Source organism: Streptomyces sp. 6N223 (genome assembly GCF_052246635.1).
GTDB lineage: Bacteria > Actinomycetota > Actinomycetes > Streptomycetales > Streptomycetaceae > Streptomyces.
The window spans coordinates 45,637-58,862 of the sequence record NZ_JBQQCA010000045.1; the positions used below are offsets into that span (position 1 = coordinate 45,637).

Genomic DNA, 13,226 nt, shown 5'->3' on the forward strand with positions numbered 1-13,226 from the left:
CCGCTTCGCGAGGCGCGCCACCCGACGCCGCAGGCCCGTCGGGCCAGCCCGGCCAGGGTGTCGCTCAGCCGGTCTCCAGGTCCAAGATCTTCTCGCGCATCGCGTAGACCACCGCCTCCATCCGGGAGTGGAGCTGCAGCTTCTCCAGGATGTTGCGCACGTGGTTCTTCACGGTGTTCTCGCTGATGAAGAGCTCCTTGGCGATGTCGCGGTTGTTCCTGCCGGTGGCGACGAGGCGGAGCACCTCCATCTCGCGGTCGGTCAGCTTCGGGGCGGGCACCAGGCGGCGTTCGTCGGTCCGCTGGATCATCGACTTGAACTCGGTCAGCAGCTTCGCCGCCATCGAGGGGCTGATCTGCGACTGCCCGTCCGCCACGGCCCGGATCGCGGCCGTCACCTCGTCGGTGGAGATCTCCTTCAGCAGGTACCCGGTGGCGCCGGCCTTGATCGCGTCGTAGAGGTCGGCCTCCTCGTCGCTGATCGTCAGCATGATGATCCGCGCGCTGGGGGCCACCTCCTTGATCGAGGTGCACGCCTCGATGCCGCCGCGTCTGGGCATCCGCACGTCCATCAGCACGATGTCGGGCAGCAGGTCCGCCGCCTTCTCCACCGCCTCCGCGCCGTCGCCTGCCTCCCCCACGACCTGGATGTCCTCCTCCTGGGCGAGGACGATCTCCAGCCCACGCCGGAAGAGCTCGTGGTCGTCGACCACCAGCACCCGGATCGGCTCCCGCTGCTCGCCGGCGGTCCCGGCATCGGCGGACTCCGACGGGCCACCGCCGATCAGCCCCCTGTGCATCGTCGGCCCGAAGCCGTCCACCATCCGTTCGTCCCCCTACACACCCGACGCTCGCCAGCCGTGCCAACCGGAAGGCGCCCGACGCCGCTTGGCACGCACGCTCATGATTCCACGACCAACCCCTGGCCGGATCGGTGTCCGGCCAGGGGTTGACGCGCTGTTTCAGCCGCCGAGGGCGCCGCCCGCGGCGCCCGGCTCGGTCTCCGCGAACGGATCGGGCTCCAGGTGAATCACCCCGTAGTCGTAGCCGTGCCTCCGGTAGACGACGCTCGGGAGCTTGGTGTCCGAGTCGACGAAGAGGAAGAAGTCGTGGCCGACGAGCTCCATCTCGTACAGTGCCTGGTCGAGCGACATGGGTGCCGCGGTGTGCGTCTTCTCGCGGACCACGAGCGGGCCCTCGCCCTGGACCTCCAGGCCTCCCAGCCTGCGCACCTCCGGCGCCCCTTCCTCGGGGATCGCCTGCGGGGCCAACTCGCCGTCGCCGTTCAGCGAGGCGGCGTCGCGCACGACCTCGCCGACCTCACTGGCCGGAATCCGCCCGCGCCCCCGACGGGAGCGCCGCTTGTCGTGCTGCCTGCGCAGCCTGGACTCCAGCTTCTCCACCGCGAGGTCCAGCGCCCCGTACGGGTCGGCCGCCGAGGCTTCGGCCCGCACCACCGGGCCCCGATGCCTGAGCGTGATCTCGACTCGATCGGAACGGTCGGCCTGGCGCGGGTTGTGCTCCTTGGACACCTCCACGTCCAGGCGGGTCACCTTGCCGTCGATCCTCTGGATCTTCTCCAGCTTGAGCTTCTCGGCCACGTGCCGCCGGAATCGCTCCGGCACCTCTGTCTTACGGCCCTTGACGACGATGTCCACGCAGAACTCCGTTCCCGGATGACTCCGCCTGGGAGGCGGAGACCTCCTTTGGTGCACTCGAACCGGAGGGACCTCACCGGCACCCGTCCGGCGCTACCTCGGGGTTGCGACTTTCACCTCCTTCTCCCCCGGCGAGAAGATCGAAACCCCCTCGGCGCCTGGCCTGATCGGCGCGATCGGCACAGTCGCGTCAAGTGGTGAAGAGTAAAAAACCCATATGCACTTATCTAGAGAAAGCGATGTCCCGTCTTGTTCCGAACGTACCTCCAATGGCCCAGGCGCGGCACCCTTACCGGCGCGTACACCCCAGCGCTCGCACCGGCATGGCAGCGACCACCGCGGCGCCGAGGGGCATGCCGCCGGCCGCCCGCACCGCCCGGGCCGCCTCCGTCAGGGAGGCGCCGGTGGTGACGAGATCGTCCACCAGCAGAACGGGCTCGTCCCCGGCCAGGCCGCCCGGCGTCACCGCCAGCGCCCCGGAGAGATTGGCCAGCCGCTGCCGGGCGCTCAGCCCCGCCTGGTCCGCGACGCCGCGCCGCTGCCGCAGCACCGGGCGCACCCGCGCCGCCATGCCCTCCCGCCGCAGCACGCCCGCCGCCGCCCGCGCTATCCGGCGCACCGGGTCGTGACCGCGCCGCGCCACCGCGGCCCGCGCCGAGGGCACCGGCACCAGGCTCAGCGGACCGCCCCGGCCCTCGCCGCAGGCGGCCCGCACACTCAACGCCAGCGCCCGGCCGAGCGGCACGGCCAGCGCCAGCATGCCCCGCTCCTTGTGCGCCAGCAGCACGGCGCGGGCCCGGTCGGCGTACTCGGCAACGGCGTAGACCGGCGGCAGCCCCGGCGGCTCCGGCCACGGCCGCACCCGCCGCGCCGGCCCGGCGCCCAGCACGCGCCGGCACTCCTCGCACAGCACGACGCGCCCCTCGCCGCACCCCGAGCACGCCACGGGCAGCACCAGCCCGACGATCTCCTGACACCAATCCCAGGCCCACATGTCACTCAGCGTGACATGGAATCCACGGTCAGTCATCACTCACACGAGTGAGTCCCGCCGGTCAGCAAGCCCAGCCAGCCCTGACCAGCCCTGACCAGCCCTGACCAGCCCTGCCCGACCAGGCAGGGCCGCCGGCACGGATCAGCCCGGATAGAACGGCCCGGACTCGTTCTCCGGCGCGACCAGGCGCCACTGCGCGTCGTCCTCCAGCCGCGCGATGCCGTCCTCCGTCTCCGCCAGCAGCGGCTTGTCCTCGTCCTCCGCCGCCGCCACACCCGTGACGTCGTTGAGCCCCGGCACCGTCGGCGTGGTCGCCAGGGACCCGTCCGTCGTCACGAACTGCCACTGCTCCACGCCGTCCGCCGGACGCCCCACCACCACCAGCCGGCTGTCGCCCGCCCACGACGCCGCCGCCACGCTCTCCAGCTGCGGCGCCACCGACCGCAGCCCGCCGACGACGACCTCCGAGCCCTCCCCGGTCGCCCCCTCCGTGCGCTCGACGCGCCCCAGCAGCAGCGTGGTGCGATCGTCCTCCCTGACCAGCATCGCGATCCGCACGCCGTCCGAGGCCACCCGCACCGCCTCGATCCGCTGCTCGTCGCGCAGCCCGCGGACCGGGATCTCCTGCGGCGTCCCCCGCCCGCTCGGCAGCCGCAGCAGCCGCTGCCCGGCCGGGTCGCGGTCGGCGAACCACAGGTCCCCCAGCCCGTCCCAGCTCGGCGCCGTCAGCCCCTCGTCGCCCTCCGGCACCGCCGCCCTGGCGTACACCGGCTCGGGCATCACCTCGCCCCCCGACAGCGGCGCCACGTACAGCGACATGCCGTCGGCGGACACCCCCGCCGCCCAGTCCTCGCCCCGGGCGACCGCCGCGTCCTCCAGCTCCACCTCGCCCCGGCCCATCGGCCCGGACACCGGCGTCGTCCGCCCCACCGCGGGGTCCTCGGACACCGACACCAGGCGGTGCTCCTCGTCGATGAAGTACGCCCGCCGCGCCTCGCCGTCCAGCAGGCCCGGCGCGTACTGCTCGGCCCGGTCCGCGGTCAGCAGGCACAGCTGGGTCCCGGCCGGGTTGGCGATCCGGACATCGCCCACGTCCACCGTGGCCAGCTCCTGCACGGAGTACCGCAGCTGCGCGCCCATCCGCTCGCACCGGTGCTCCGACCACTCGCGGGGAACGCCGGCGAGCCGCACCGTCAGCGTTCCCGACTCGTCGATCTCGGGCGCGCCGCCGTCGGCCAGGCTGACACCCGGCGGGAAGGCGGTGCGCACGGCCGGGCCGAGCCAGTCGCTCGGCCCGTTCAGCAGGGAGGCGACGACCTCCTCGATGGTGCCGATCCGCTTCCGCACGTAGACGGGATCGGCGACCAGCACCTTGTCCCCGTTGGCCACCCGCCCGGTCTCGGGCCCCAGGTCGGCGTAGTAGTAGGCGTTCACCGAGCGGTAGTTGCGGCGGAAGTCGGCCTCCCGCATGACCAGCCCCTCCGGCATGGAGTCGATGCGCCACTCACCGCGCACCTGCCGCAGCTCGAAGACCGTCTGGTAGTCGCCCTCGTGCGGCACGTACACCTGTGAGGAGTCCACCGCCGCGAGCTGCGTGCCGCTGACCCCGACGAGCACGGTCTCCCCCGATCCGTCCAGCGAGGTCTCGCTGACCGGCGTGGCGACCGTCGGACCGGCGGAGAGCACGCTGATGCCCAGGAACGGGTCCCACTCCTCGCGCCGCTCCGGCGTCAGGTACTGCTTCGCCGTGTCGAACCCCGCCTCGTCGCTGGTGACCGCCTCCAGGAAGCCGCTGACGATCTCCTGCGGCTGCGCCCGCTCCTCCGGGGGAACGCCGAAGACCCGCGTCTGCGACTCGCCGTCGCCGTCGGCGCGCTGCGAGGACTCCACGCGCTGCACCGGGCCGCTGCCCGGCATCGAGGCGCAGCCCGCCAGCAGCAGGCCCGCCGCCGTCAGCAACGCCGTGCCACGCCGGCGCCGGCCCCGCAGCGGCAGCCGGCCGCCCGCGGCCCGTCCGCGTTCAGCCCTCACGTCCGCCCTCCCTGTTCCCGCTCTCTCCGCGCCCCGGCGCGCCGCCCGCCGCCGCGGACGCCGACGAGACCGCCGGCGAAACCCCCGGCGTCGACGCCGACCCGGCCGCGCCCGAGCTCCCCGGCTGCGCCGGAATCCCCCCGCCACCGACCGCCGCCCGCCTCCCCCGCGCGTCGTGCGGCTCCAGCGGCAGCGGCGACCCCCGCAACGCCCCGCCCACCGACCGGGGCAGCGTCAGCCGGAACTGCGCCCCGCCCCCCGGCTCCCCCCACGCCTCCAGCCGCCCGCCGTGCAGGTGCGCGTCCTCCATCGCGATCGACAGCCCGAGACCCGTCCCCCCCGTCGTGCGCGCCCGCGCCGGATCCGCCCGCCAGAAGCGGTTGAAGACCCGCTCCGCCTCCCCCGGGCGCAGCCCGATGCCGTAGTCCCGCACCGCGATCGCCACCGACCCGCCGTCCCGGCTGGCCGCCAGCCGCACCACCACGTCGCGCCCCTCCCCGTGCTCGATGGCGTTGACGACGAGATTCCGCACCACCCGCTCGATGCGCCGCGGATCGACCTCCGCGGCCACCGGCAGCGCGTCGCCCCGCACCAGCAGCCTGCTGCCCTTCCGCTCGCCCAGCGGCTCCGCGCCCTCGACGACCCGGTGCACCACGTCCCGCAGGTCGGTCTGCTCCGCCTCCAGATGGGCCGCGCCCGCGTCGAAGCGGCTGATCTCCAGCAGGTCGGTGAGCAGCGACTCGAACCGGTCGAGCTGGCTCAGCAGCAGCTCCGCCGAGCGCGCCGTCGCCGGATCGAACTCGCCGCGCGACTCGTAGATCACGTCCGCCGCCATCCGCACCGTCGTCAGCGGCGTACGCAGCTCGTGCGAGACGTCGGAGACGAAACGCCGCTGCATCCGCGAGAGGTCCTCGAGCTGGTGGATCTTCAGCTGCAGGTTCCGCGCCATCTTGTTGAACGACTCGCCCAGCCGCGCGATGTCGTCCTCGCCGCTGACCTTCATACGCTCCCGCAGCCGCCCGGCCGCCAGCCGCTCGGCGATCCGCGCCGCCATCCGCACCGGCGTCACCACCTGGCGCACCACCATCCACGCGATGGCGCACAGCAGCACCACCACGAAGAGCCCGGCCGTCGCGATCGTCCCCGTGACCAGACCGAGCGACTTCTCCTCCTGCGTGAACGGGAAGAGGTAGTACAGCTGGTACTGATTCCCCCGGTTGTCCGTCAGCCGCTTGCCGATGATCAGCCCCGCCTCGGTGCGGCCCTCCGGCCCGTGGATCGTGCCGTACTGCATGTGCGTGCCGGCGCTGTGGTCCAGCTCCTCCCGCAGCTCCTCCGAGATGCTCAGCTCCGGCGGCACGTCGGTCGAAGCCCGTGACGCGCGCGGCGGCGCCGCGCCGTCGTCACTGGGAAACGCCGCCATCTCGGAGGGGAGCGCCGCCACCGAGTACACGCCCTGACCGCCGCTGGCGAGCTGCTCCACGACGTCCGTGACCCACTGCCCCGGGTCCGTCACCTGCCCCGCGCCGGTCTCCGCCGCATCCTCGGGGTCGTTGGCCAGGTTCGTCGCCCACGCGAAGCCGCCCTCGGCCTGGCTCTGCGCCGTCTGCCGCTTGGCCTCCAGCAGCCCGTTGCGCACCTGGCCGATCACCACGACGCCCAGCACCAGCACCACCGCGGCCGAGAGCACCAGGGTGCTGGTGACCACCCGCAGCTGGAGGTTCCGCCGCCACAGCCGCATCACGGACAGCAGCGGGCCCCGCGCCCAGCGGCCGAAGATCCGTATCGCGGGCTGCGCCCGGCCGCCCGTCGCCGTCGCGCTCTCGGACAGCAACCGGGAGCCGTGCCGCCACAGCCGGTCCGTCACGTCAGCCGGGCCCTCAGCTCGACCCGGCCTTGTAGCCGACGCCGCGCACGGTCACCACGATCTCCGGCCGCTCGGGGTCCTTCTCGACCTTCGAACGCAGCCGCTGCACGTGCACGTTCACCAGCCGCGTGTCGGCGGCGTGCCGGTACCCCCACACCTGCTCGAGCAGCACCTCGCGGGTGAAGACCTGCCACGGCTTGCGCGCCAGCGCCACCAGCAGGTCGAACTCCAGCGGCGTCAGCGAGATCGCCTGGCTGCCGCGCTTGACCGAGTGCCCGGCCACGTCGATCACCAGATCGCCGATGGCCAGCTGCTCCGGCGTGGGCTCCTCCGAACGCCGCAGCCGCGCCCGGATGCGGGCGATCAGCTCCTTCGGCTTGAACGGCTTGACGATGTAGTCGTCCGCGCCCGACTCCAGACCCACGACCACGTCGACCGTGTCGCTCTTCGCCGTGAGCATCACGATCGGCACCCCCGACTCGCCCCGGATGAGCCGGCAGACCTCGATGCCGTCCCGCCCGGGAAGCATCAGATCGAGCAGCACCAGATCCGGCTTGATCTCCCGGAAGGCGGCCAGGGCCTTGTCCCCATCGGCTACGAACGACGGCTCGAACCCCTCGCCGCGCAGCACGATGCCGAGCATTTCCGCCAGCGCGGTGTCGTCATCGACGACGAGTACGCGTCCCTTCATGCCATCATCATCCCATTTACCTGATCGTGACTTTGCCGAACGTGTCCTGGAACACACTTCCGCCGGGTTTGCTGGTCAACCACAGGTCACCGCGCGCTTCCGGGGGGTGCGAATTCAGCCGTCCGCACAGTCTGCCCGTCCGCGCGCGCCAGGCGAAACCGGGAGTGCCGAGTGCTCCGGGCGACGACCCCGTTCCGCCATGGCACGATGGGCGCCAGGACGGCGTTGAAGGAACAGTTGAAGGACCACAGGAACGCGAGCGCGAGCGGCCGGCGAACGGCGGGCGGCACGCGGCGAGCGAGCAGAAATCCGAGAAGGCACAGGGGCAGGGATTCACCGTGAGCGACACGCCGGGCTGGACTTCGCCCGGATCGCCACCGCCGGAGGACGACGACCCGAGGAGCGGCGCGACGCCGCCCGCCGGCCCGTCCGGGAGCAGCGCACCTCAGGGCTGGGGCAGCGCCCCGCCCCCGGAACAGCCGGGCCAGCCGCCGCAGCAGCAGCCTTATCACCCCGGCTGGGGCGGCCAGCAGCCCGGCGGCTGGGGAGCCCAGCCTCCCCAGCAGGGCTGGGGAGGCCCGCAGCCCACCGGCTGGGGCGGCTGGCACCCGCAGGCCCTCACCGCCAAGCCCGGCGTCATCCCGCTGCGCCCCCTCGGCGTCGGCGAGATCCTCGACGGCGCCGTCTCCACCGCCCGCGCCCACTGGCGCACCGTCCTCGCCATCGCGCTGGGCATCGCCATCGTCACGCAGCTCATCTCCACCATCGCCACGCGCGTCTGGCTCAGCGACAGCTCCGGCCTCGAGGCTCTGGAGAACAACCCGGAGCCCACCGAGGAGGAGCTGCGCGCCGCCCTCGGCGACCTCTTCGCCTTCTTCTCCGTCGCCGGCGTCGTCACCCTCCTCGGCACCGTCCTGGCCACGGCCATGCTCACCATCGTCGTCAGCCGGGCGGTGCTCGGCCGCAGCGTCACCATGGCCGAGGCCTGGCAGGACTCGCGCAGCCGGCTGCTGCGCCTGCTCGCGCTCGTCGTCCTCGTCACCCTCGCCGCCGTCATCGCCGTCGGCCTGCCCACGCTGCTGGCCGCCCTGACCGGCAGCTTCCCGCTCGCCGTCCTCGCCGTCCTCGGCGGCGTCGTCCTCGCCGTCTGGCTGTGGGTCCGGCTCTCCCTCGCCGCCCCCGCCCTGATGCTGGAGCGGCAGGGCATCAACGCCGCCATGCGCCGCTCCTGGAAGCTGGTGCGCGGCGCCTGGTGGCGCATCTTCGGCATCCTGCTCCTGATCCAGGTGCTGGTGACGATCGTCGCCGGCATCATCGAGTTCCCCGTGTCGATCCTCGCCGGGATCGTCGCGGGCCAGGGCGCCGACAGCTTCTTCGAGGGCTCCTTCAGCGAGCTGAGCTGGACCTATCTCGCCATCTCCGGCGTCGGCGCGGTCATCTCCTCCACCATCACCCTCCCGATCAGCGCGGGCGTCACCGCCCTGCTCTACATCGACCAGCGCATACGCCGCGAGGCCCTCGACCTGGAGCTGGCCCGCGCCGCGGGCATCGGCGGCACCGGCAGCGAGCCCGTCCGGGGGAGCTGACGCCCATGCCCCTGCTGCTGGCCGGCCCAGCGGTGGACGACCCCGGCCCGCCGGTCGTCGTGGACCGCGACCCGGCCCGCGAGGCGGCAGAGCGCGAGCTGTCCAAGCAGATCTACGCCGAGCACGAACCCGGCCTGGCCCGCCGCGTCTGGGACTGGCTGTGGGACCGCATCGTCGGCACGCTCGAATCCGCCGCCTTCGCCACCCCCGGCGGCTGGCTCGGCCTGCTCATCATCCTCGCCCTCGTCGTGGCCCTGATCGTCGCGCTCCGGCTGCGCATGGGCGCTCTGCGCACCGCCGCCGGGCCGGGCCGCGGCGGCGGTGCGCTCTTCACCGACGGCCCCCGCAGCGCCGCCGAGCACCGCGCCGCCGCCGCCGAGCACGCCCGCGCCGCCCGCTGGGACCAGGCCGTCCAGGAGCAGCTGCGGGCGATCGTCCGCTCCCTGGAGGAACGCGCCCTGCTGCAGCCCCGCCCCGGCCGCACCGCCGACGAGGCCGCCGCCGAGGCCGCACGCCCCATGCCCGCCCTCGCCGCCGACCTGCGCGCCGCCGCCACCACGTTCGACGCCGTCACCTACGGCGGCCTGCACGCCACCCAGGCCGACCACGCCCGGCTGCGCGAGCTCGACGAACGCCTCCAGCGCAGCAAGCCGGACCTGACCGCCCCCGCCGGGACGGCCACCCCATGACCACGACCGCCGTCTCCCCCGACGCACGCCAGCTGTGGCGACGCGGCCGCGGCCCGCTCGTCGCGGTCGCTGCCCTGGTGCTGGCCGGCCTGCTGCTCGCCCTGCTGGGCGCCGGCGAGGACGGCACGCTCCACCCCCGCTCCGCGACCCAGCACGGCAGCCGCGCCGTCGCCGAGCTCCTCGCCGACCGCGGCGTCGACACCACCCTGGCCACCACCGCCGCCCAGGCCGCCCGCGCCGCCGGCCCCGACACCACGCTGCTCGTGGCGCGCCCCGAGGCGCTCACCGACGGGCAGCGCCGCACCCTGGCCGAGGCCACGGCCGGCACCGGCGGCCGTACCGTGCTCGTCGCCCCCGGCCAGGTCACCCTCGACGACCTCGCCCCCGGCGTCCGCGCCATCGACCCGGTCGAGGCGCAGGAGCTCGAACCCGACTGCGACGTGCCCGCGGCCCGCCGCGCTGGTGGCGCCCGCCTCGGCGGCTACGGCTACGTCCAGGCCGGCGCCCCCACCGACGCCGTCCTCGCCTGCTACCCGATCCCCGGCGTCCCCTACACCGTGCCGACCCTCCTCGGCATCCAGAAGGACGCGGGCGGCGACACCGTCCTCCTCGGCGCCCCCGACATCCTCTACAACCAGAACCTCGACGAGGACGGCAACGCCTCCCTCGCCCTCCAACTCCTCGGCTCCCGCCCCCACCTCGTCTGGTACCTGCCCTCCGGCGAGGCCCCCGCCTCCGGCGACGAGGAGAGCATCACCGGCCTCATCGACCCCGGCTGGCGCTGGGCGGCCCTGCAACTCGCCATCGCCGCGGCCCTCGCCGCCCTCTGGCGCGCCCGCCGCCTCGGCCCGGTCGTCCCCGAACGCCTCCCCGTCGCCGTCCGCGCCGCGGAGACCACCGAGGGCCGGGCCCGCCTCTACCACCAGACCAACGCCCGCGACCGCGCCGCCGACGCCCTGCGCGCCGCCACCCGCACCCGCCTGGCACCCCTCACCGGCGTACCGCCGGCCGCCGCGCACTCCCCCGAGGCCCTGCCCCCGGCGGTCGCCGCCCGCACCGGCGAGGCCCCGGCCGCCGTGCACGCCCTCCTCTTCGGACCGCCCCCGGCCGACGACACCGCCCTCGTCCGCCTCGCCGACGACCTCGACGCCCTCGAACGCCGTCTCGCCCCTCTCGACGCCTTCGACCCGACCAAGGACACCAAGGACAAGGACCACACCCCGTGACCGCCGCCCCACCATCCGGAAGCCCGCACGCCGCCCTGGAGGCCCTGCGCGAGGAGATCGGCAAGGCCGTCGTCGGCCAGGACGCGGCCGTCACCGGCCTGGTCGTCGCCCTGCTGTGCCGGGGCCACGTCCTCCTCGAAGGCGTCCCCGGCATCGCCAAGACCCTGCTGGTCCGCGCCCTGGCCACCGCCCTCGAACTCGACACCAAGCGTGTCCAGTTCACCCCGGACCTGATGCCCAGCGACGTCACCGGCTCGCTGGTCTACGACGCCCGCACCGCCGAGTTCTCCTTCCAGACCGGGCCCGTCTTCACCAACCTCCTCCTCGCCGACGAGATCAACCGCACCCCGCCCAAGACCCAGGCATCGCTGCTGGAGGCCATGGAGGAACGCCAGGTCTCCGTCGACGGCGTCCCCCGCGCCCTCCCCGAGCCCTTCATGGTGGCCGCCACCCAGAACCCCGTGGAGTACGAGGGCACCTATCCCCTCCCCGAGGCTCAGCTCGACCGCTTCCTCCTCAAGCTCAACCTCCCCCTCCCCAGCCGCCAGCAGGAGATCGACGTGCTCACCCGCCACGCGGCCGGGTTCGACCCCCGCGACCTGACGGCCGCCGGCGTACGCCCCGTCGCCGGCCCGGCGGAGCTGGCCGCGGCCCGCGCCGCCACCGCCAAGGTCGCGATCTCCCCCGAGGTCACCGGATACGTCGTGGACCTCTGCCGCGCCACCCGCGAGTCCCCGTCCCTCTCCCTGGGCGCCTCGCCGCGTGGCGCGACCGCCCTGCTCGCCACCTCGCGCGCCTGGGCCTGGCTGTCGGGCCGCGAGTACGTCATCCCCGACGATGTGAAGGCCCTGGCCCTGCCCACCCTCCGCCACCGCGTCCGGCTGCGCCCGGAGGCGGAGATGGAGGGCGTCACCGCCGACGGCGTCATCACCGGCCTGCTCGCCCGTGTCCCGGTCCCCCGCTGATGGCGCTCACCGGACGCACCGCACTCCTCGCGGCCCTCGGCGCCCTCGTCGTCGGACTGCTCCCCGGCTGGCACGGCATCCTCGCGGTGGGCCTTCCGCTGCTCGCCGCGGTCCTGTGCGACCTGGCGCTCGCCGCCCCCGTGCGCGCGCTCCGCTTCGACCGCGGCGGCGCCACCACCGTGCGCCTGGGCGAGACGGCGAGCGTCCACCTGACCGTCACCAACCCCTCGGGCCGCCCGCTGCGGGCCGAGCTGCGCGACGCCTGGCCCCCCAGCAGCTGGCGACCGGGCGACGCGTACGCCGCCTCCCGCCACCGCCTCGCCATCCCGGCCGGGGAGCGCCGCCGCGTCACCACCGAGCTGACCCCCACCCGGCGCGGCGACCGGCGGGCCGTGCGCGTCACCGTCCGCTCGCGCGGCCCTCTCGGACTGGCCGCCCGTCAGGGCAGCCACGAGGTCCCCTGGACCGTGCGCGTCCTGCCGCCGTTCACCAGCCGCAAGCACCTGCCCTCGAAGCTCGCGCGGCTGCGCGAACTCGACGGTCGCACCACGGTCCTGACGCGCGGCGAGGGCACCGAGTTCGACAGCCTGCGCGACTACGTCCCCGGCGACGACGTCCGCTCGATCGACTGGCGTGCCACGGCTCGGCAGTCGACGGTGGCGGTACGCACCTGGCGGCCGGAGCGCGACCGCCACCTGCTGCTGGTGCTCGACACCGGCCGCACGTCGGCCGGCCGCGTGGGCGACGTGCCCCGCCTGGACGCCGCCATGGACGCCGCCCTGCTGCTGACGGCGCTCGCCTCCCAGGCGGGCGACCGCGTCGACCTTCTCGCCTTCGACCGCCGGGTACGCGCCACCGTGCGCGGCCGCACCGGCACCACGGTGCTGCCCGCCGTCGTCCGGGCGCTGACCCAACTCGAACCCGAACTCATCGAGACCGACACCCACGCCATGGCTGCCGCCGCCATGGCCGACGCCCCGCGCCGCTCGCTCATCGTCCTCTTCACGACCCTGGACGCGGCCCCCGTCGAGTCCGGACTCCTCCCGATCCTGCCGCAACTGACGCACCGCCACACCGTTCTGGTCGCGTCCGTGGCCGACCCCCGCATCGCGGAGATGGCCGGCACACGCGGCACGATCCCAGGCGTCTACGAGGCGGCGGCAGCGGCCCAACACGAGGCCGAACGCCACCGCACGGCCGCCCGCCTGCGCAAGCTCGGCGCAACCATCGTGGAGGCCGCGCCCGCGGACCTCCCCCCGGCAGTCGCAGACGCCTATCTCGCCCTGAAAACCGCGGGCAAGCTCTGAAGGAAGAACAGAAAAAGAAAAAGAAAGAAAAAGAGAGTGGTTCCCGCCGAATTGAATTCGGCGGGAACCACTCTCTTTTCAAAGTATTGTCCGGCGGTGTCCTACTCTCCCACACGGTCCCCCATGCAGTACCATCGGCGCTGGGAGGCTTAGCTTCCGGGTTCGGAAAGTAACCGGGCGTTTCCCTCCCGCCATGACCACCGGCACAAATCT

The 13,226-nt window shown here is 73.9% G+C and carries 11 protein-coding genes and 1 rRNA gene; 5 read left to right on the forward strand and 7 right to left on the reverse strand.

The genetic code is table 11. The features are described 5' to 3' along the window. Positions 1–64 precede the first annotated feature (64 nt). The 6 genes from ACTWQH_RS24225 to mtrA all read right to left on the reverse strand — a co-directional run bounded on the left by ACTWQH_RS24225 (position 65) and on the right by mtrA (position 7,240). The gene (locus ACTWQH_RS24225) at positions 65–823 is read right to left on the reverse strand and encodes a response regulator (RefSeq protein WP_443288838.1); all 759 of its coding nucleotides are present in this window, start codon (positions 821–823) and stop codon (positions 65–67) included. 138 nt (positions 824–961) lie between these two features. Further along, entirely contained in the window at positions 962–1,657 is a 696-nt protein-coding gene (hpf, locus tag ACTWQH_RS24230; protein WP_443288839.1) for a ribosome hibernation-promoting factor, HPF/YfiA family, read from the reverse strand. Positions 1,658–1,946: 289 nt separating this feature from the next. Continuing rightward, positions 1,947–2,651, reverse strand: a complete 705-nt coding sequence (locus ACTWQH_RS24235) for a ComF family protein (protein WP_443288840.1) — start codon at positions 2,649–2,651, stop codon at positions 1,947–1,949. 141 nt (positions 2,652–2,792) lie between these two features. Continuing rightward, entirely contained in the window at positions 2,793–4,682 is a 1,890-nt protein-coding gene (locus tag ACTWQH_RS24240; protein WP_443288841.1) for an LpqB family beta-propeller domain-containing protein, read from the reverse strand. Beyond that, positions 4,672–6,549, reverse strand: a complete 1,878-nt coding sequence (gene mtrB, locus ACTWQH_RS24245) for an MtrAB system histidine kinase MtrB (RefSeq protein ID WP_443288842.1) — start codon at positions 6,547–6,549, stop codon at positions 4,672–4,674. Before mtrB ends, ACTWQH_RS24240 begins: the two co-directional genes overlap by 11 nt. 13 nt (positions 6,550–6,562) lie before the next feature. Then, positions 6,563–7,240, reverse strand: coding sequence for a two-component system response regulator MtrA (gene mtrA, locus ACTWQH_RS24250; protein WP_347584395.1), 678 nt, complete (start codon positions 7,238–7,240; stop codon positions 6,563–6,565). A gap of 338 nt (positions 7,241–7,578) precedes the next feature. Here mtrA and ACTWQH_RS24255 point away from each other — a divergent pair, with 338 nt between their 5' ends. The 5 genes from ACTWQH_RS24255 to ACTWQH_RS24275 are packed head-to-tail and all read left to right on the forward strand — an operon-like array spanning position 7,579 to position 13,013. Continuing rightward, a complete protein-coding gene (locus ACTWQH_RS24255) occupies positions 7,579–8,826 on the forward strand; it encodes a DUF7544 domain-containing protein (protein WP_443288843.1) in 1,248 nt (415 codons plus the stop codon). Between the two features lie 5 nt (positions 8,827–8,831). Beyond that, complete coding sequence (locus tag ACTWQH_RS24260) at positions 8,832–9,515, forward strand: DUF4129 domain-containing protein (protein WP_443288844.1); 684 nt, start codon at positions 8,832–8,834, stop codon at positions 9,513–9,515. Next, positions 9,512–10,741 carry a DUF4350 domain-containing protein gene (locus ACTWQH_RS24265; protein WP_443288845.1) on the forward strand — a complete coding sequence of 410 codons (1,230 nt, stop codon included), beginning with the start codon at positions 9,512–9,514 and terminating at the stop codon, positions 10,739–10,741. Before ACTWQH_RS24260 ends, ACTWQH_RS24265 begins: the two co-directional genes overlap by 4 nt. Beyond that, a complete protein-coding gene (locus tag ACTWQH_RS24270; protein WP_443288846.1) occupies positions 10,738–11,706 on the forward strand; it encodes an AAA family ATPase in 969 nt (322 codons plus the stop codon). Before ACTWQH_RS24265 ends, ACTWQH_RS24270 begins: the two co-directional genes overlap by 4 nt. After that, positions 11,706–13,013 (forward strand): DUF58 domain-containing protein, encoded by a 1,308-nt coding sequence (locus ACTWQH_RS24275; RefSeq protein WP_443288847.1) that lies wholly within the window; start codon positions 11,706–11,708, stop codon positions 13,011–13,013. The genes ACTWQH_RS24270 and ACTWQH_RS24275 overlap by 1 nt, the downstream gene beginning before the upstream one ends. A gap of 88 nt (positions 13,014–13,101) precedes the next feature. Here the strand turns inward: ACTWQH_RS24275 and rrf are convergent. Continuing rightward, positions 13,102–13,218, reverse strand: a 5S ribosomal RNA gene (gene rrf / locus ACTWQH_RS24280). Between the last annotated feature and the right edge of the window lie 8 nt (positions 13,219–13,226).

Excerpts from the sequence above, each read along its gene's own strand:
- ACTWQH_RS24225 (WP_443288838.1), bottom strand. The coding sequence starts at position 823 with ATGGTGGACGGCTTCGGGCCGACGATGCACAGGGGGCTGATCGGCGGT.
- ACTWQH_RS24260 (WP_443288844.1), top strand. The coding sequence starts at position 8,832 with ATGCCCCTGCTGCTGGCCGGCCCAGCGGTGGACGACCCCGGCCCGCCG.
- ACTWQH_RS24265 (WP_443288845.1), top strand. The coding sequence starts at position 9,512 with ATGACCACGACCGCCGTCTCCCCCGACGCACGCCAGCTGTGGCGACGC.
- ACTWQH_RS24235 (WP_443288840.1), bottom strand. The coding sequence starts at position 2,651 with ATGTGGGCCTGGGATTGGTGTCAGGAGATCGTCGGGCTGGTGCTGCCC.
- mtrA (WP_347584395.1), bottom strand. The coding sequence starts at position 7,240 with ATGAAGGGACGCGTACTCGTCGTCGATGACGACACCGCGCTGGCGGAA.
- ACTWQH_RS24275 (WP_443288847.1), top strand. The coding sequence starts at position 11,706 with ATGGCGCTCACCGGACGCACCGCACTCCTCGCGGCCCTCGGCGCCCTC.